Genomic DNA, 17,727 nt, shown 5'->3' on the forward strand with positions numbered 1-17,727 from the left:
ATTATCTCCGGGTCTTGCCGTCAGAAGTGGCTAAAGCTTGATACATTTCTGGGCGGCGATCGCGGAACAAGCCCCATGAAGCGCGCTGGGCAGCGATTTCTTGTAAATCAAATTCATGTACCAAAACAGCCTCATCCGTTTTGTTGGCCTGAGCCAGCAGAGCGCCAGTCTGGTCAGCAATGAACGAAGATCCGTAGAAGGTCATTTCCAGGCCCGCTATAAATTTACTTTTCTCGGTACCGATACGGTTAGATGCAATTACGGGCACCAGGTTTGCAGCGGCGTGGCCCTGCTGTACGCGGGTCCAGTGTGGTTGGCTATCGATTTCAGGATAGGCAGGTTCAGAACCAATCGCGGTCGGGTAGAAGATGATTTCCGCACCAAGCAGTGCCAGGCTACGGGCCGTTTCCGGGAACCACTGATCCCAACAGATGCCAACGCCTACTTTGGCATAACGAGTTTGCCAGACTTTAAAACCGGTATCGCCCGGAATAAAGAATTGTTTTTCCTGATAAGCCGGGCCGTTAGGAATATGGGTCTTACGGTATACATCTAACACCGAGCCATCAGCATCAATCATAACCAGCGAGTTATAATAAGCATTGTTGGCTTTCTCAAAGAAGCTCAGCGGTAACACTACTTCCAGCTCGGCTGCCAACTTGGCGAAGTGCTTAATTAACGGGCTACTATCCAGCTCTTGGGCCAGTGCATAGTGTTCCGGGCTTTGATCAATACAGAAATAAGGTGCGGCAAACAGCTCCTGAATCAGGATGATCTGTGCACCTTTGGCATGCGCTTGACGTACCAGTTTCTCGGCATTTTCAATGTTCTTAGGTAGGTCCCAAGAGCAAGCCATTTGGGTCGCAGCAACAGTCACTTTTGTCATGAGAAAACCTCAATAAATGTAAAAAACACCCGCATGGGGTGTGCAATATTTGAGCCGCTGATTGGCATAGGTTCAGTATACAATCCTGTGGGTACAGGTGTCACGATATGCGGGGGATTGCCAAACCAGACGGTGGAAACATAATCTGGGTAACCGTATCTGAAGCTGAATAAAAACCTATTCAGCCAGCCTGTTCATCAAACCAACTTTCCAGAATAATGACCGCAGATGCAGCATCGACACTGCCTTTATCCAAAGCACGGTAGCCGCCACTGTCAAATAAGTTGGCGCGGGCTTCTACGGTGCTGAGGCGTTCATCCTGTAAGGCTATTTGTACACCAAAGCGGCCATGTAAGCGGTTGGCAAACCTGCGCGCGCGGGTAGTTAGGGGTTGCTCGGTGCCATCCATATTCAGCGGCAGTCCGACAACGACTAAATCAGGTTGCCACTCTTTCAGCAGTTTTTCGACTTTCTGCCAGTCTGGCGTGCCATCCTGCGCTTTAAATGACGTTAGCGCGCGGGCAGTGCCGGTCACTTCTTGGCCAATGGCTACGCCGATACTTTTAGTCCCAAAATCAAAGGCAACAATCGTGCGATTAGCCATTAGGCGTGTCCTGCTTGCGGAGCAATATTAAAGATATTGATACCCAACTTGTTGGCCGCAGCTTGCCAACGTTCTGCAATTGGCGTGTGGAACAGAATGTTGGTATCAGCCTCAATCGTCAACCAGGTGTTATCCAGCAATTCCTGCTCTAGTTGCCCCTTTTGCCAGCCTGCATAACCCAATGCCACCAGTAGATTTTTAGGTTGTTCTGGCGTCCCTAGGGTCTCCAATACATCTTTGGAGGTGGTTATCATCGTATCGGCTGAGATAGGAATACTGGAGCCGAATCCCTCCCGTGGTGAATGCAGGATAAACCCCCGATCCTCTGCCAGTGGCCCACCGGTTAATACCGGTTTATCCAGACGTATCGCTGGATCCCGTGGTGAAGGGCTGATTTTCAGTTTTTCCAGCACAGTTTCTACCGTGAACTGTTCCATAGGTTTGTTTATCACTAAGCCCATTGCGCCCTCTTGGTTATGCTCGCAGATGTAAATAACCGAGCGCATAAATAGGGGGTCCTGGAGTGAAGGCATAGCGATAAGAAAATGATGCTGTAAATTCATTATGTTATATAGGGGATTCGCTGAGTTAAGGGGTGAACTTTTGTCAGTATGCGGATAAATGCCAATAAAGTCACGGATCCCCTTCGTCCTTGAAGCCGCAGGGGTGTTGGCTGCGTTCACGCACCCGAATCACTTACTTGAGTAAGCTCATCGGGATTAATGAGCCTCATCCTTGAGGCTCACCCTGCGGGCTAGCATAAATGCTGTTCAAATCGGTTCCTGACCGATTTGTTACTCTCTTGCCGCCTGCCTGCAACACCCATGACTTTGGGGAGGGTATCTGGTTTATTTATTAGCTAACCGCGCTTCGATTGCATCCATCAGCATTTTGGTAATGGACACATCCGGGAAGGCAGCTTCAATTTCACGGATGCAGGTCGGACTGGTGACGTTAATTTCAGTCAGACGATCGCCGATAATATCTAACCCGACGAAAATTAAGCCTTTCTGCTTCAGTACCGGTGCGACAGCGCGGGCAATCGCCCAGTCGCTCTCACTGAGTGGACGGGCTTCGCCTCGGCCGCCGGCCGCCAGATTACCCCGGGTTTCACCTTGCGCCGGGATACGTGCCAGGCAGTAAGGTACCGGCTCGCCGTCAACCACCAAGACCCGTTTATCGCCTTCTTTAATGGCGGGCAGGAAGTTCTGCGCCATGCAGAATCGGCTGCCCAATTCGGTCAGCGTTTCAATAATCACCGACAGGTTAGGATCATCTTGTTTCACACGGAAGATTGAGGTCCCTCCCATCCCATCCAGCGGTTTCAGAATGATATCACCGTGTTTTTGATGGAATTTACGAATGCGGTCTTTATTGCGGCTGACCAGAGTATCCGGCGTTAATTCAGGGAACCAGGCGGTAAACAGCTTCTCATTACAGTCACGCAGGCTCTGCGGCTTGTTCACTACCAGTGTGCCCTTATCTTCTGCGCGCTCCAGAATATAGGTGGCGTAGATGAATTCAGTATCAAACGGCGGATCTTTGCGCATCAGGATGACATCAAGGTCGTGCAGGGGAATATCCTGTTCAGCGCCGAAACTGAACCAACTCTCTTTATCCTGTTTTACGCTGAGTAGACGGGTACTGGCTCGGCCTTCACCACCCTGTAAGTACAGGTCGCCCATCTCCATGTAATGCAGTTCCCAACCACGGCGCTGTGCTTCCAACAGCATGGCGAAGCTGGAGTCTTTCTTGATATTAATGGACGAGATTGGGTCCATTACGATGCCGAGCTTGATCATTCTTCTCTCCTAATGGGAACGAATTTTATCCCAGATCACCAAACCGCACCTGTAAAGCAGTGATTGCGGTAAGAGCTGTAGTTTCGGTACGTAGAACTCGTGGACCTAGCAGGATATCAGTAAATCCAAGGCGCGAGGTCATGGCAATTTCATCGGCAGAGAGGCCGCCCTCCGGGCCAATCAACAAACGCACGTTGTTGAGTGTAGGGGGAAGGGTATTGATGCTGTTGCTGGCGCGCGGATGCAGATTCAGTTTCAGGCTATCATCCTGCTCAGCACACCAGTCTGATAGTTGCATGGCGTTGCGGATTTCCGGGATCCTATTGCGGCCACACTGCTCGCAGGCAGCGATAGCAATTTTCTGCCACTGCTGGAGTTTCTTCACTAAACGCTCGCCATCGAGCTTAACCCCACAACGTTCAGAAAACAGCGGAGTAATCACATTGACACCCAGCTCAATCGATTTCTGCACGGTAAATTCCATTTTCTCGCCCCGGGAGATCACCTGACCCAAATGTAAGCTCAGTGGTGATTCACGGTCTTCCAATTGCCCTTCACCAAGCCGAACCCGCAGATTTTTTTTATCTGAGCGGACAATTTCGGCAGCGAAGACCTGATTGCTACCATCAAATAGTTGCAGGCTTTGCCCCTCAACCATACGGAGCACGCGGCCTACATGATTGGCTGCCTCATCGCTCAACGCCAGTTCGGTATTCGCCTGCAAAGGCTGTGGATGATAAATGCGGGGTATGCGCATGGGTTGCTCTAAGTCCTGAAACGAAAACATACCGCGCAGCGAGTGGTGCCACGCGAAATAAATAAGTGCCTAAGGAGACCAGAGGCAGGGAAGTATCAGCCCATATACTAGATTAGCCTTTTTGCTGCTGGCAAGCCCGTTGTACATAAGGGTTATGATTACCCTGAGCTTTCGCTATCCGCTCATCACGCTGGCATTCCCAGTTGGTGACAGGGTACTGGCGGTTCCAGACCTCAAACAGCTTGCTTTGTTGGCTGGAAAGTCGCAGTTGATATTGATCGCGCATATAAAAATAGGTGCGGGCAATTGCTCCGCGAGCACGCGCTGGCGGCTCTGCCAGTTTATTTTTAAAATCAATTTTCATATCACATTGACCGTATTGGCCCTGGCCGCCATTCCATTGGGAATACATGAAGTTATTGCGGTCACCATTCACTTCGCCAATAGCCGGTTGCAGATTATGCAGATCAGTTTCTATTTGGCGATAGATGGGATCTTTAGTGCAGTTTTTGCGGCCACCTTGTTGCCAGCATTGGCGCTGGTGGCCAAATTGCCAAGCCGGAACCACATGCTCCCACTCGATCCTTGCTGCTCGCTGGGCGTTTTTTCTTGGTTGATAGCCACAACTTTTCAGGTCAGGAATACCTTTCTTACCTTGCCAATCAATTTTGCATCCGCAGTAAAAACTGCTGGGGGCATCCTGATTAATTTTTACAGCGACCGCTTTGGCCTGAGAAAAGTTATTAATGCTTTGACTGTGACTGACCAGAGGAAGCAACGAGGAGGATAAAACCAGCAAGAATAGAATATTGCGTAACATATCTCAAAACAGCCCGATGATGAAAAGCAGGCAGGTTATAGATAATACTGATGGATAGCAAATTAACATGCTGTTTTATAACAAGTAACACCAATTCCTAACAGCTTTTTAGCGCGTTAAATTGCAGCTTTTCACCACAGTGGCGGCAGCGATATTCGCTCTCGCCGCGCTGTACTTTATTGTGGCGACGAATGGTTAATGCATGTTGCTGGCATTTGCACTGATAATTGAAGGTCTTACTGCGCACCGAGGCGACTTCAAACTGGTGGGTGCGGCTGGCGGGGACTTGCAATACCTGCTCCATCATCCAGCGCCACTCTTTACCATGGGGAGCAACTCGGCCAAATTGGCGATAAACCAGCAAGTGAGCCAGTTCGTGCGGCACCACTTCCTCGATAAAGTCCTGCTGATTTTCCAGTAACAATACAGGGTTAAGACGAATCTCGAAGGATTGCAGATAGGCACTACCCGCGCTAGTGCCGCGTTGATGATAATTGATTTTCGGCTCCGAGTAGGCGGTGCCAAGATGTTGATTCGCTAACTGCAATTTGTGGCGCAGGCAGCGCATAACGGCTTGCTGTAACGCGATTGGGATTCGTTGTGTACTCATATCGCCGAAGAATAAAACGGTCGATAAGCAGATGCAAGCCAGTAGGCAGGACTATTTTGAGTAGATTATTATATAAAAACATATAATATAAAAATATATAATGAAATCTAGTTATCCGAAGGGCTTATGAATAACCATCAAATGATCAGCATGGATCTTATGAGGCAAGCGGCAGCAGCGGCTGGTGATGTATTACGGGTGCTGTCAAATGAGGATCGTTTGCTCTTACTGTGTCAATTGAGCCAGGGAGAAAAAGCAGTAGGTGAATTAGAAGCCGCATTGGGGATTCATCAACCAACGTTATCACAACAGCTTGGTGTGCTGCGTAGTGATGGGCTAGTGAACACTCGCCGCGACGGTAAGCGGATATTTTACTCAATCGCCGATAGTAAAGTTTTGGCACTGTTGGAGCTGCTCTATCAGCTTTATTGCCCACAAGAGAAGGAGGCAATATGACTATCGATTGGATTAACTTTACCCCTTACAGTGCACTGGCCGGAGGGGCAGTATTGGGCGTTGCAGTAACGTTTCTATTGTTAGCCACTGGCCGGATTGCTGGTATTAGTGGCATTTTGGGGGGCTTACTTTCGCCAAAAGCAGGGGATCGCGGCTGGCGTATGGCATTCATCATTGGTTTGGTTATTTCACCTTTGGTTTATTCGCTGTTTACCGCGTTACCGGTTATCCAAATTGATGCAGCTTTGCCCACTCTGATTTTAGCCGGATTGCTGGTAGGAATTGGGACGCGCTATGGTGCCGGATGTACCAGTGGGCATGGCGTCTGTGGGCTAGCTCGTTTCTCGCCACGTTCACTGGTGGCGACATTGAGCTTTATGTTTACCGGCTTTATCACTGTGGGGCTGGTTCGCCATCTATTTGCTTAGGAACAGAATATGAATCTATTTTTCTCGCTGTTGGCCGGGCTGATATTTGGTTTGGGCCTGATAGTTGCAGGTATGGCCAACCCTGCCAAGGTCTTAGGTTTTCTCGACATTAGAGGTTTATGGGACCCGTCATTGGCATTGGTGATGGCAGCCGCAGTGGCTATCGCGCTACTCGGTTTTACCTGGGCCAAAAAACGTAAAGTCAGTTTGCTGGGGCAACCCTTGCAATTGCCAACCTCTAATCGTATTGATCGGCGGTTAATTGGCGGTAGCCTGTTGTTTGGCGTCGGTTGGGGATTGGCGGGGATATGCCCTGGGCCGGCACTGGTATTGCTGGGCGCAGGGATGTTCAAAGGGGTTATCTTTGTCGCCGCGATGGTGGCGGGAATGGTAATATTTAGCCTACTAGAGCGTGCTCGTTAGATATAAAAAACCCCGCCAGGCGGGGTTTTTGCTGTTCAGCGCTTAACGGTTGAAACTTATTTCAAGCCAGCAGCCTCACGCAGCAAGGCGGCTTTGTCGGTTTTTTCCCAAGGGAATTCTTCACGACCAAAGTGACCATAAGCTGCGGTTGCTTGATAGATCGGATGCAACAGATCCAGCATCTGAATCAAGCCATAAGGGCGCAGTTCGAAGAATTCACGTACCAAGGTAATCAATTGATCCTCAGAGACCTTACCCGTGCCGAATGTTTCCACCATGATGGAGGTAGGTTCTGCCACACCAATGGCGTATGAAACCTGAATCTCGCAACGGTCAGCCAGGCCAGCCGCAACAATATTTTTCGCTACATAACGGGCAGCATATGCTGCTGAGCGGTCAACTTTGGATGGATCTTTACCGGAGAATGCACCGCCCCCATGACGAGCCATGCCGCCGTAGGTATCAACAATGATTTTACGCCCAGTCAGACCACAGTCGCCCATTGGGCCACCGATAACGAAACGGCCTGTCGGGTTGATATGATATTTGGTAGCTGCGGTGAGCCACTCAACAGGTAGAACCGGCTTGATAATCTCTTCCATCACCGCTTCTTGTAAATCTTTCAGACTGATATCTTCTGAATGCTGCGTCGACAGAACAACCGCATCAATACCGACAATCTTGCCGTTATCATACTGGAAGGTAATCTGGCTTTTTGCATCCGGGCGCAGCCATGGCAAGGTGCCATTTTTACGCACTTCAGCCTGACGCTTTACCAAACGGTGTGCATAGGTAATAGGTGCAGGCATTAAAACGTCGGTTTCGTTAGTGGCATAGCCGAACATCAGGCCCTGATCACCCGCGCCTTGTTCTAAGGGGTCTGAACGGTCAACACCCTGATTAATATCAGGTGACTGCTTCCCAATCGCACTTAAAACGGCGCAAGAGTTAGCATCAAAACCCATCTCAGAATTAACATAACCGATTTCGCGCACGGTTTTACGGGTGATCTCTTCGATATCTACCCATGCGTTAGTGGTAACTTCACCGCCAACTAATACCATACCCGTTTTGACATAGGTCTCGCAGGCAACACGCGCTTTTGGGTCTTGCTCAAGAATTGCGTCCAGTACCGCATCTGAAATCTGATCAGCAATTTTGTCTGGATGTCCTTCAGAAACAGATTCCGACGTAAATAAGTGTTTAGCCATTATTTTCTTTACCTTGAATACAAGTGAAAAGTCACTGCATAGCGTTGGGTGCCAGGCAACAGAAGCCTACGTTTGGTTAGGTCTTCTGATACGTTGACGTTTTACAACGCCTCTTTAGGCAAAGCCTTTAGCAGTCGATCCCATTCGTACTTGAAGCTGCCTGGTTGTTAGCTGCACGCAGTCCTCCGAACCACTCATTTGAGTAAGCTCATCGGGCTGGTTCGTCTGCTGCCCACCCGCAACGCCAAGTTTTTTGGGCGTATAAATTTAGAAGCCTTGCATGATTTGTCGCACACGTAGCATTCTAGCAATTAAAATGTTTGGATGTATTAACATCTGGACGTCTATTTTAGGTCAGCTTTTACTCTTAATGCCAGCCCTTTTTGCATCAAGATATTTCTTGCTTTGGTTGTCATGGTGTTTATTTACCGCTTGATACAGTTATACCCGTCATACTTCAAGCTGCATGTGCGTTGGCTACACTCAATAACCCGAATCACTTGCGACAGTAAGTTCATCGGGATTATCTCGCTTGCCGCCTTCCTGCAACTCGAATTATTTAGGGTATACACGCTATTTTCATTTTGCATTTTGCTCGCGTTATAGGTATAAACTGCGCGCGCAGCTTATTTGATATGCAATGATGAAGATGGCAGAGGATGACATTAGCTCATTGTTACATTTGCAGAGTTTTGCACTCAGGTGTTTAACCGTGAATGGGCATGAAAATAGCGGCGTCATCAAACTGTTACTTAATCTGTCTATACCCAATAGATTTCAATATGCAGCTATTTCCCCTGTAACTTGAAAGATGACGGGTTTATTTAAAGTCTTGTCCGTTCAATCTGAGCGGCATGCGTGGAGGTGGTTGGATTAATGATCCGTTGTCAACTGGTTGCTGCACATCAACAGCTACGTCGTTCTGACGTTCAATCCCCCTTTGCAACCTTCCTTTCTTGTACTCCATCAAGGCGATGTTACACCCACATGGGTGCGTCTCAGGATTCGCGGGCAGGTTAACAGCCGCCTGAAGCACTGAATTCGGCTAGCCTGACCACTTTGCGGCTAATCCGATTCACAAAATCTCAATACGTATTTACAGTCGGACGTATTTTCCATTTAAACGTGTTTTACCCTTTTGGGTAATGAATAGCTGAGTGATAAACCACTTGTGGATAGCGCTTTGCAGCGTAATATTCTGCCGATTCGGCGTCCACGTGGGTTGTCCTTGCTGGTTGTAGCTGCGATAGTGGCTGACTTTATCGTCAGTATCGCAATAGAGGCGAATTATGTCTGATGATAACTTGATTGGCCGTCCGTCAGCAGCGGGCGCACATGTTTCTTTACGCTCTATGCAGGAGGTTGCCATGAATGACCGTAATGCCAGCAAGATGCTGAGCACGTATAACGTCGCCTATTGGGGTGGCAACTATTATGACGTCAACGAGTTGGGTCATATCAGCGTTTGCCCTGATCCAGATGTTCGTGAGGCGCGTGTCGATCTGGCGCAACTGGTCAAAGGAATGCAGCTCGAGCAGGGGCAACGTCTGCCTGCATTATTCTGTTTCCCACAAATTTTACAACATCGCCTACGCTCAATTAACGGTGCATTTAAACGTGCGCGTGAGTCATTTGGCTATGAAGGCGACTACTTCCTGGTTTACCCGATTAAAGTAAACCAGCATCGCCGGGTTATTGAGTCTTTAGTCAATTCTGGTGAGCCGTTGGGGCTGGAAGCTGGCTCTAAAGCTGAAATGATGGCGGTTTTGGCCCATGCAGGTATGACCCGTTCGGTTATCGTTTGTAACGGCTATAAAGATCGTGAATATATTCGTCTGGCATTAATCGGCGAAAAACTGGGCCATAAGGTTTATCTGGTCATCGAAAAGATGTCAGAAATCAAAATGGTATTGGAAGAAGCCGAACGCTTGAATGTGGTTCCGCGCCTGGGTGTTCGTGCGCGCCTGGCATCACAAGGTTCCGGTAAATGGCAGGCTAGCGGTGGTGAGAAATCTAAATTTGGTTTGTCTGCCACCCAAGTGCTGCAATTGGTTGATATGCTGCGTGACGCCAATAGTCTCGAAAGCCTGCAATTACTGCATTTCCATTTGGGATCTCAGCTATCTAACATCCGTGATATCTCCACCGGGGTTCGTGAGTCCGCACGTTTCTATGTGGAATTACACAAGCTGGGTGTCAATATCCAGTGCTTCGATGTGGGTGGTGGTTTGGGGGTGGATTACGAAGGGACGCGTTCTCAGTCCGATTGCTCAGTAAACTATGGCCTGAATGAATATGCCAACAACGTTATCTGGGGTATTGGTGATGCTTGTAATGAACATGGCCTGCCGCATCCTACCGTGATTACGGAATCGGGCCGCGCAGTCACCGCGCACCATACCGTGCTGGTTTCCAATGTGATCGGCGTAGAACGCAATGAATTTAATGAGCCACAGCCACCGGAAGAAGATGCACCTCGTGCGCTGATAAGCCTGTGGGATACCTGGCTGGAAATGCAAGAGCCGGAAAACCGCCGCTCTCTGCGCGAATGGCTGCACGACAGTCAAATGGATTTACATGATGTGCATAGTCAATATGCCCATGGGATACTGGACCTGACACAACGTGCCTGGGCGGAACAGATGTACCTGAGTATCTGCAATGATATCCAGAAGCAACTGGACCCAAGCAACCGTGCACACCGGCCAATCATTGATGAGCTGCAAGAGCGTATGGCCGACAAGCTGTACGTGAATTTCTCGCTGTTCCAATCTATGCCGGATGCCTGGGGTATCGATCAGTTATTCCCAGTGTTGCCACTGGAAGGGTTAGATAAGCCACCAGAACGCCGCGCGGTATTGCTGGATATTACTTGTGACTCAGACGGTACTATCGACCATTATATTGACGGCGATGGGGTAGCAACCACCATGCCGATGCCGCCATATGATGCTGAAAACCCGCCATTGTTGGGCTTCTTTATGGTTGGTGCCTATCAAGAGATTCTGGGCAATATGCATAACTTGTTTGGTGATACTGCCGCGGTTGATGTGTATGTATTCCCAGACGGCACGGTTGAAGTTGAGCAGACTGACGAAGGTGATACCGTCGCAGATATGCTGGAATATGTTCAGTTGAACCCTGAGAAATTGTTGAACCAATTCCGTGATCAGGTGAAAGAAACTGATCTAGATACCGAGTTGCAGGCGCAGTTTATGGAAGAGTTCGAAGCAGGTCTGTACGGTTATACTTATCTCGAAGATGAATAACGGCTAACGGCTGCTTTTTCAACGCAAGAAGTCTCTCTATATTAAGGGCAAACTCAGGTTTGCCCTTTTTGTTTGCCCCTGTCACTGGTGATTGTCCAAATATCAACCACACTAATATTGGTCATTTATGATGCTTATCTGAGAGGTGCTTGAATGGGATGGGTCAGTGTTTGTAAGGTAAATTACGTCAAGCCCGATTTTCCTTTCTCAGCGCAGATTGATGATAAAAGGATTGGCGTCTATGTCATTGATGGTGAGTATTTTGCGATGGAAGACATTTGCCCTCATGCCAATGCATTGTTAAGTCAGGGCTTTATGGATGGAGAAACCGTTGAATGCCCATTACACGGTGCATTGTTTGATGTGCGGACCGGCCAGTGCTTGCGTGAGCCAGGCGATAGGGATTTAGCAACCTATCCAGTGCGCATTAAAGGTGATCAGATTGAGGTAAATCTGGACGTAGATAGTGGCGGGTAATATTTAGTAATAAGAGAGTAACGCCCGCAAAAATCACGGGCGTTATACAGTGATAATTGACGGGGTTTACTTCTCAGCAGCAATACGTTGGCGAATATGATCAGCCCGCGCTTGTGATGACGGATGATCGTCAAACATGCTGCTGGTACGGCCTGCTTCCATGGTTGCCAATTTTTCAAAGCTAGTGACTAAACCATTTGGATCGATACCGCGTTTTTTCAACAAATCGAATGAGTAATCATCCGCTTCGCTTTCTTGTTTCTGTGAAAATTGAGCGTTAACTAATTTCTCGCCAATATCTGCTAACTGAGACTGAGATAACTGCCCGGCAATCCCGCCCGCGGAACTGGCTGCGGTACGCAGGGCTGTCGTGCCATAGGCCACTTGCATCGCTTTACGGGTATGCCCCAATGCCACATGGCCCATCTCATGACCGAGTACACCTTCCACTTCATTGTCGGTCATCATGTCCATCAGGCCGCTATAGACACGAATACAACCATTTGCCATGGCCCAGGCATTCACATCCTTTGTGACATACACCTTATAGTTAGCTGGCGTACCATTAATGTTATCGCCTAATGCGGCTGAAATTTTCACCAACCGTTTGGCATAGGTACTGTCTGTTGGCGCTATCTGCGCTTTCTGATCCATTTCAGCGCAAGATTTTTCGCTGAGCATTTTTACATCAGCATCATTCAAGGTTGCCGCTTGAAATGCCTGTGCGCCTGACTGCATTAAGCCATCAGTATTCATATTCTGGCAGCCGCTAAGCAGCGCTGTAAGGCTCAGTGCAATCATTGAGGTACGAATTTTCATAACACTTTCTTCCTGTGGTTATGCCATTTTATTATTGGAGAGGACCGTTCTCTTCGTGATGATAACGTATCAGTTGCGTTATCTATCCATCATTATTCGCCAACAGTCACTGTTGCATTCTTATTAACTATTGCATTAATCGCTGTTGAATCGACGACGGTTGTTCTACTCTGTCGGCAATAGGTCTTGCCCGAAATATTCGTGGCAACGTATGGTTTATATCGGTTTGTTTGCAAAAACGAACACTGCCAGCCGACAGAGTGGTTAATACACTCATTGTGTGGCTAAAAACGCAGCGAGGGTAACGCGACTCAATCGTTACAGCTATAGCTTTATTCTGAAAATATGGAAGTTTTAGCTCATTTAGTTTTAGTGATTGCCGTTTCAATGCTGAGTCTGAGAAAATGGTAAACTTGAACGCTTTTTTTTAATCCGACCTGGAGTAAAACATGTCCTCTCGTAAAGAGCTTGCCAACGCGATCCGCGCACTAAGCATGGACGCAGTGCAGAAAGCGAATTCCGGCCACCCCGGCGCCCCTATGGGTATGGCAGATATCGCCGAAGTTTTGTGGCGTGACTATTTGAACCATAACCCAACCAACCCACACTGGGCTGATCGCGACCGTTTCGTGTTATCGAATGGTCACGGCTCCATGTTGATCTATAGCTTGCTGCATCTCACTGGCTATGATTTGCCGATGGAAGAGCTGAAAAACTTCCGTCAGTTACACTCTAAAACGCCTGGTCACCCTGAATATGGCTATACCGCTGGCGTAGAAACTACCACCGGCCCGCTGGGTCAGGGCATTGCGAATGCTGTTGGTTTCGCCATTGCAGAACGCACGCTGGCCGCACAGTTTAACCGCCCAAGCCATGACGTTGTTGATCATCACACCTACGCATTTATGGGTGATGGCTGCATGATGGAAGGTATCTCCCACGAGGTGTGCTCTCTGGCTGGCACCATGAAGCTGGGCAAACTGACCGCTTTCTATGACGACAACGGTATCTCTATCGATGGTCACGTTGAAGGCTGGTTCACTGACGACACGGCGGCTCGTTTCGAAGCTTACGGTTGGCATGTGGTTCGTGGTGTTGATGGCCATAATGCTGATTCAATCAAAGCGGCTATCGAAGAAGCTCACAAAGTTAGCGACAAACCTTCACTGCTGATGTGCAAAACCATTATCGGTTTTGGCTCACCGAAGAAAGCCGGTACGCATGACTCACACGGTGCACCATTAGGTGCTGATGAAGTTGCTGCTACCCGTGAAGCATTGGGGTGGAAATACCCTGCATTTGAAATCCCACAAAATATCTATGCTGCGTGGGATGCTAAAGAAGCCGGTCAGGCAAAAGAAGCTGCCTGGAACGAGAAGTTCGCAGCTTATGCCAAAGCTTATCCAGAACTGGCTGCTGAATTCAAACGTCGTGTCAGCGGTGAATTGCCTGCTAACTGGGCGACTGAATCCAAGAATTTCATCGAACAATTGCAAGCTAATCCTGCCAAGATTGCCAGCCGCAAAGCATCACAAAATGCGCTGGAAGCCTTCGGTAAAGTATTACCTGAATTCTTGGGCGGCTCTGCTGACCTGGCACCGAGTAACCTGACTATCTGGTCTGGTTCTAAATCACTGAGCGATGATCTGGCGGGTAACTACATTCACTACGGTGTCCGTGAATTTGGTATGTCTGCCATCATGAACGGTATTGCTCTGCACGGTGGTTTCATTCCTTACGGCGCAACCTTCCTGATGTTTGTGGAATATGCCCGTAACGCGGTGCGTATGGCTGCTCTGATGAAAATCCGCAGCATATTCGTTTACACCCATGACTCTATTGGTCTGGGCGAAGATGGCCCAACCCATCAGCCGGTTGAGCAGATGGCCAGCCTGCGTGTAACACCAAACATGAGCACCTGGCGTCCTTGTGACCAGGTTGAGTCTGCGGTGGCATGGCAGTATGCGCTGGAACGCAAAGATGGCCCGAGTGCACTGATCTTCTCCCGTCAGAATCTGGCACAACAGCCACGTACTGCTGAGCAGTTAGCCAATATCGCTAAAGGCGCATATGTACTGAAAGATTGTGCAGGCCAGCCTGAACTGATCTTCATTGCTACCGGTTCTGAAGTTGAACTGGCAGTGGCAGCAGCAGATCAACTGACCGGCGCAGGCCACAAAGTGCGTGTTGTTTCTATGCCATCAACTGATGCATTCGACAAACAAGACGCCGCTTACCGTGAATCTGTATTGCCAGCAGCGGTTAGCGCGCGCGTTGCCGTTGAAGCCGGTATTGCCGATTACTGGTACAAATACGTTGGCCTGAATGGCGCGGTGGTTGGTATGACCACCTTCGGTGAATCTGCACCAGCAGAATTGCTGTTTAAAGAATTTGGTTTCACTGTTGAAAACGTGGTAGCGAAAGCTCAGGCGCTATTGAAATAAGAGACTGCGTTACTATGAAATATGCCCAAAAAACTTGGTGGTGCCGCTAGCATTCCAGCAGTTCCAAGCCAAAGGGTATACCGGGTGTAAACGGTGATGACAATCCCGGTAATACACCTGTTAAAAGACCGCTTCTGCGGTCTTTTTTTTCGCCAATTGATGGATGTATTGTGCCCTTTATCAGGCAGATATTCCTTTTATGATTAGTTTGGTTTATTCTGGCTGAAGCGTTTCAGTCATGATTGATTTTCAGTTTCAGTAAAATTAGCTGAGGAAAAAGCCGGAAGTATTCTGGCTGAATTGTGATAAGACGATTAACATCTTAGGGCACGGTGCAGTACGCTATGGGGTTGCATGATAATAACCAGAAACAGGGAGTAACATGACAATCCGCATAGCGATAAATGGCTTTGGCCGTATTGGCCGTAGCGTTTTACGCGCATTGTATGAATCGGGTCGCCGGGCAGAAATTTCAGTAGTTGCTATTAATGAGTTGGCTAATGCACAAGGGATGGCCCATTTACTGAAGTATGACTCCAGCCATGGCCGGTTTGCCTGGGATGTTCGTCAGGAATGTGACAATTTGTACGTCGGTGACGATATCATCCGGCTGATACATCAGCCAGAAATAGAGCAGTTACCTTGGGGTGAGTTAGGAATTGATGTTGTTCTAGATTGTAGCGGCGTGTATGGCAGCCGTGCCGATGGCGAGGCTCATATTGCCTCCGGTGCCAAAAAGGTACTGTTTGCCCATCCTGGCGGCAATGATTTAGACGCAACAGTAGTCTATGGTGTAAACCATCAAGATTTACTGGCGGAGCACCGGATTGTTTCCAACGCTTCCTGTACCACGAACTGCATTATTCCTATTATTCAGTTGTTGGATATCGCTTATGGCATCGAGTCTGGCACTGTGACCACCATTCATTCATCAATGAATGATCAACCCGTTATCGATGCTTATCATCAGGATTTACGCCGTACCCGGGCAGCAAGTCAGTCAATTATCCCGGTTGATACTAAACTGGCGGCAGGGATTACCCGTATTTTTCCGAAGTTTTGTGACAGGTTTGAAGCTATCTCGGTACGGGTGCCAACCATCAACGTAACCGCTATCGATTTAAGCGTTAGCGTGACAAACCCGGTTGGTGTCGCTGAGGTTAACCAGCTTTTTCAAAAGGCAGCAAGAGGTTCATTTCGTGGTATAGTTGACTATACGGAATTACCCTTGGTGTCGACCGATTTTAACCATGATCCGCACAGTGCAATTGTCGATTGCACGCAGACTCGGGTCAGTGGGCAGCACCTGATTAAGACCTTGGTATGGTGCGATAACGAATGGGGTTTCGCCAATAGAATGTTGGATACGACATTGGCGATGGCCCGAAGTGGTTTCTAGTATGGCATGCTAACGTCTTGTTTTTCCGCAGTTTTACTGCGGTTATATCAGCGTTGATGTGCAGCTTATGCAACTTTAAAGAGAATCAACAAGAGGATTCACCATGTCTGTAATTAAGATGACCGATCTGGATCTGGCTGGCAAACGCGTGCTGATCCGTGCGGACCTCAATGTTCCGATAAAAGATGGCAAAGTGACTTCTGATGCGCGTATCCGTGCATCTCTGCCGACGATTGAAGCGGCACTGAAGCAAGGCGCTAAAGTAATGGTTACCTCTCACTTGGGTCGCCCGACCGAAGGCGAGTACAACGAAGAGTTCTCCTTGCTGCCAGTAGTTAACTACCTGAAAGACAAACTGTCTTCTCCGGTACGTCTGGCGAAAGACTATCTGGACGGCGTTGAAATTGCAGCAGGCGAGTTGGTTGTGCTGGAAAACGTTCGCTTTAACAAAGGCGAGAAGAAAGACGACGAAACGCTGTCTAAGAAATATGCGGCGCTGTGTGACGTCTATGTGATGGATGCGTTTGGTACTGCTCACCGTGCACAAGCTTCTACTCACGGTGTGGGTAAATTTGCCCCTATCGCCTGTGCCGGCCCGCTGTTGTCAGCAGAACTGGAAGCACTGGGTAAAGCGCTGGGTAACCCAGCACGCCCAATGGTTGCCATTGTGGGTGGTTCTAAAGTATCAACCAAACTGACCGTGCTTGGCGCACTGTCTAAAATCGCCGATCAACTGATTGTTGGTGGTGGTATCGCCAATACCTTCGTTGCAGCTCAAGGCAACAATGTCGGTAAATCTCTGTACGAAGCAGACCTGATTCCAGAAGCCAAGCGCCTGCTGGAAACCTGTGATATCCCGGTTCCTACCGATGTGCGTGTTGCAACCGAATTCTCTGAAACTGCTGTTGCGACACTGAAACCAGCTAACCAAATCAAAGATGACGAACAAATTCTTGATCTGGGCGACGAGTCTGCACAACGTCTGGCTGAGATCCTGAAAAATGCCAAAACCATTCTGTGGAATGGCCCGGTTGGTGTATTCGAGTTCCCTAATTTCCGTAAAGGGACCGAGATAGTCGCTCGTGCCATCGCAGAGAGTGACGCATTCTCTATCGCGGGCGGTGGTGACACTCTGGCAGCAATCGATCTGTTCGGTATTGCTGACCAAATCTCTTACATTTCTACCGGCGGTGGTGCATTCCTTGAGTTCGTAGAAGGGAAAAAACTGCCAGCGGTGGTGATGCTGGAAGAGCGCGCTAAGCAGTAATTTAGATAACGGGGGGCGAAAGCCGCCCGTTTCGCTTTTAGCTAATGAAGCTCGC

Annotated in this window: 18 protein-coding genes; 9 read left to right on the forward strand and 9 right to left on the reverse strand. The window is 48.7% G+C overall.

Features of this window, described 5'->3' with window-relative positions:
- Position 1 precedes the first annotated feature (1 nt).
- The 7 genes from aguB to V1953_RS03605 all read right to left on the reverse strand — a co-directional run bounded on the left by aguB (position 2) and on the right by V1953_RS03605 (position 5,479).
- Entirely contained in the window at positions 2 to 886 is an 885-nt protein-coding gene (gene aguB, locus V1953_RS03575; protein ID WP_083162691.1) for an N-carbamoylputrescine amidase, read from the reverse strand.
- A 181-nt stretch (positions 887 to 1,067) separates the two neighbouring features.
- On the reverse strand, positions 1,068 to 1,490 hold the full coding sequence (gene ruvX, locus V1953_RS03580) for a Holliday junction resolvase RuvX (protein WP_083162693.1): 423 nt from the start codon (positions 1,488 to 1,490) through the stop codon (positions 1,068 to 1,070).
- On the reverse strand, positions 1,490 to 2,053 hold the full coding sequence (locus tag V1953_RS03585) for a YqgE/AlgH family protein (protein WP_083162695.1): 564 nt from the start codon (positions 2,051 to 2,053) through the stop codon (positions 1,490 to 1,492). Before V1953_RS03585 ends, ruvX begins: the two co-directional genes overlap by 1 nt.
- Positions 2,054 to 2,338: 285 nt before the next feature.
- Positions 2,339 to 3,292: a glutathione synthase gene (gene gshB, locus V1953_RS03590; protein WP_372560631.1), complete on the reverse strand. Its 954-nt coding sequence runs from the start codon at positions 3,290 to 3,292 to the stop codon at positions 2,339 to 2,341.
- 25 nt (positions 3,293 to 3,317) lie between these two features.
- Positions 3,318 to 4,049, reverse strand: a complete 732-nt coding sequence (gene rsmE, locus V1953_RS03595) for a 16S rRNA (uracil(1498)-N(3))-methyltransferase (protein WP_083162699.1) — start codon at positions 4,047 to 4,049, stop codon at positions 3,318 to 3,320.
- A gap of 112 nt (positions 4,050 to 4,161) precedes the next feature.
- Positions 4,162 to 4,869, reverse strand: coding sequence for a deoxyribonuclease I (gene endA / locus V1953_RS03600; RefSeq protein ID WP_372569596.1), 708 nt, complete (start codon positions 4,867 to 4,869; stop codon positions 4,162 to 4,164).
- Positions 4,870 to 4,966: 97 nt separating this feature from the next.
- On the reverse strand, positions 4,967 to 5,479 hold the full coding sequence (locus V1953_RS03605) for a SprT family zinc-dependent metalloprotease (RefSeq protein ID WP_083162707.1): 513 nt from the start codon (positions 5,477 to 5,479) through the stop codon (positions 4,967 to 4,969).
- A gap of 126 nt (positions 5,480 to 5,605) precedes the next feature.
- On the opposite strand from V1953_RS03605, the gene V1953_RS03610 reads away from it, so the two are divergent.
- The 3 genes from V1953_RS03610 to V1953_RS03620 are packed head-to-tail and all read left to right on the forward strand — an operon-like array spanning position 5,606 to position 6,786.
- The gene (locus tag V1953_RS03610; RefSeq protein ID WP_193784784.1) at positions 5,606 to 5,935 is read left to right on the forward strand and encodes a metalloregulator ArsR/SmtB family transcription factor; all 330 of its coding nucleotides are present in this window, start codon (positions 5,606 to 5,608) and stop codon (positions 5,933 to 5,935) included.
- A complete protein-coding gene (locus V1953_RS03615; RefSeq protein WP_372569595.1) occupies positions 5,932 to 6,363 on the forward strand; it encodes a YeeE/YedE family protein in 432 nt (143 codons plus the stop codon). Before V1953_RS03610 ends, V1953_RS03615 begins: the two co-directional genes overlap by 4 nt.
- A 9-nt stretch (positions 6,364 to 6,372) precedes the next feature.
- On the forward strand, positions 6,373 to 6,786 hold the full coding sequence (locus tag V1953_RS03620) for a DUF6691 family protein (RefSeq protein WP_442850664.1): 414 nt from the start codon (positions 6,373 to 6,375) through the stop codon (positions 6,784 to 6,786).
- A gap of 56 nt (positions 6,787 to 6,842) precedes the next feature.
- Here the strand turns inward: V1953_RS03620 and metK are convergent, their stop codons facing one another.
- Positions 6,843 to 7,997: a methionine adenosyltransferase gene (gene metK, locus V1953_RS03625; protein WP_083162713.1), complete on the reverse strand. Its 1,155-nt coding sequence runs from the start codon at positions 7,995 to 7,997 to the stop codon at positions 6,843 to 6,845.
- Between the two features lie 876 nt (positions 7,998 to 8,873).
- Here metK and V1953_RS03630 point away from each other — a divergent pair.
- The 3 genes from V1953_RS03630 to V1953_RS03640 all read left to right on the forward strand — a co-directional run bounded on the left by V1953_RS03630 (position 8,874) and on the right by V1953_RS03640 (position 11,743).
- The gene (locus tag V1953_RS03630; protein ID WP_420070940.1) at positions 8,874 to 9,017 is read left to right on the forward strand and encodes a hypothetical protein; all 144 of its coding nucleotides are present in this window, start codon (positions 8,874 to 8,876) and stop codon (positions 9,015 to 9,017) included.
- 269 nt (positions 9,018 to 9,286) lie between these two features.
- Positions 9,287 to 11,266, forward strand: a complete 1,980-nt coding sequence (speA, locus tag V1953_RS03635; protein WP_083162717.1) for a biosynthetic arginine decarboxylase — start codon at positions 9,287 to 9,289, stop codon at positions 11,264 to 11,266.
- A 153-nt stretch (positions 11,267 to 11,419) separates the two neighbouring features.
- Positions 11,420 to 11,743, forward strand: a complete 324-nt coding sequence (locus V1953_RS03640; RefSeq protein WP_083162719.1) for a non-heme iron oxygenase ferredoxin subunit — start codon at positions 11,420 to 11,422, stop codon at positions 11,741 to 11,743.
- Between the two features lie 66 nt (positions 11,744 to 11,809).
- Here the strand turns inward: V1953_RS03640 and V1953_RS03645 are convergent, their stop codons facing one another.
- Entirely contained in the window at positions 11,810 to 12,562 is a 753-nt protein-coding gene (locus V1953_RS03645) for a M48 family metallopeptidase (protein ID WP_083162721.1), read from the reverse strand.
- Between the two features lie 449 nt (positions 12,563 to 13,011).
- Here V1953_RS03645 and tkt point away from each other — a divergent pair, with 449 nt between their 5' ends.
- The 3 genes from tkt to pgk all read left to right on the forward strand — a co-directional run bounded on the left by tkt (position 13,012) and on the right by pgk (position 17,672).
- A complete protein-coding gene (gene tkt, locus V1953_RS03650) occupies positions 13,012 to 15,006 on the forward strand; it encodes a transketolase (protein WP_083162723.1) in 1,995 nt (664 codons plus the stop codon).
- A gap of 382 nt (positions 15,007 to 15,388) precedes the next feature.
- The gene (gene epd, locus V1953_RS03655; protein ID WP_083162725.1) at positions 15,389 to 16,405 is read left to right on the forward strand and encodes an erythrose-4-phosphate dehydrogenase; all 1,017 of its coding nucleotides are present in this window, start codon (positions 15,389 to 15,391) and stop codon (positions 16,403 to 16,405) included.
- Positions 16,406 to 16,508: 103 nt separating this feature from the next.
- Positions 16,509 to 17,672, forward strand: a complete 1,164-nt coding sequence (gene pgk / locus V1953_RS03660) for a phosphoglycerate kinase (RefSeq protein ID WP_050086390.1) — start codon at positions 16,509 to 16,511, stop codon at positions 17,670 to 17,672.
- The last annotated feature ends 55 nt before the right edge of the window (positions 17,673 to 17,727 follow it).

The sequence above is a fragment of the Yersinia sp. 2541 StPb PI genome, assembly GCF_052217145.1.
Lineage (GTDB): Bacteria > Pseudomonadota > Gammaproteobacteria > Enterobacterales > Enterobacteriaceae > Yersinia > Yersinia enterocolitica_E.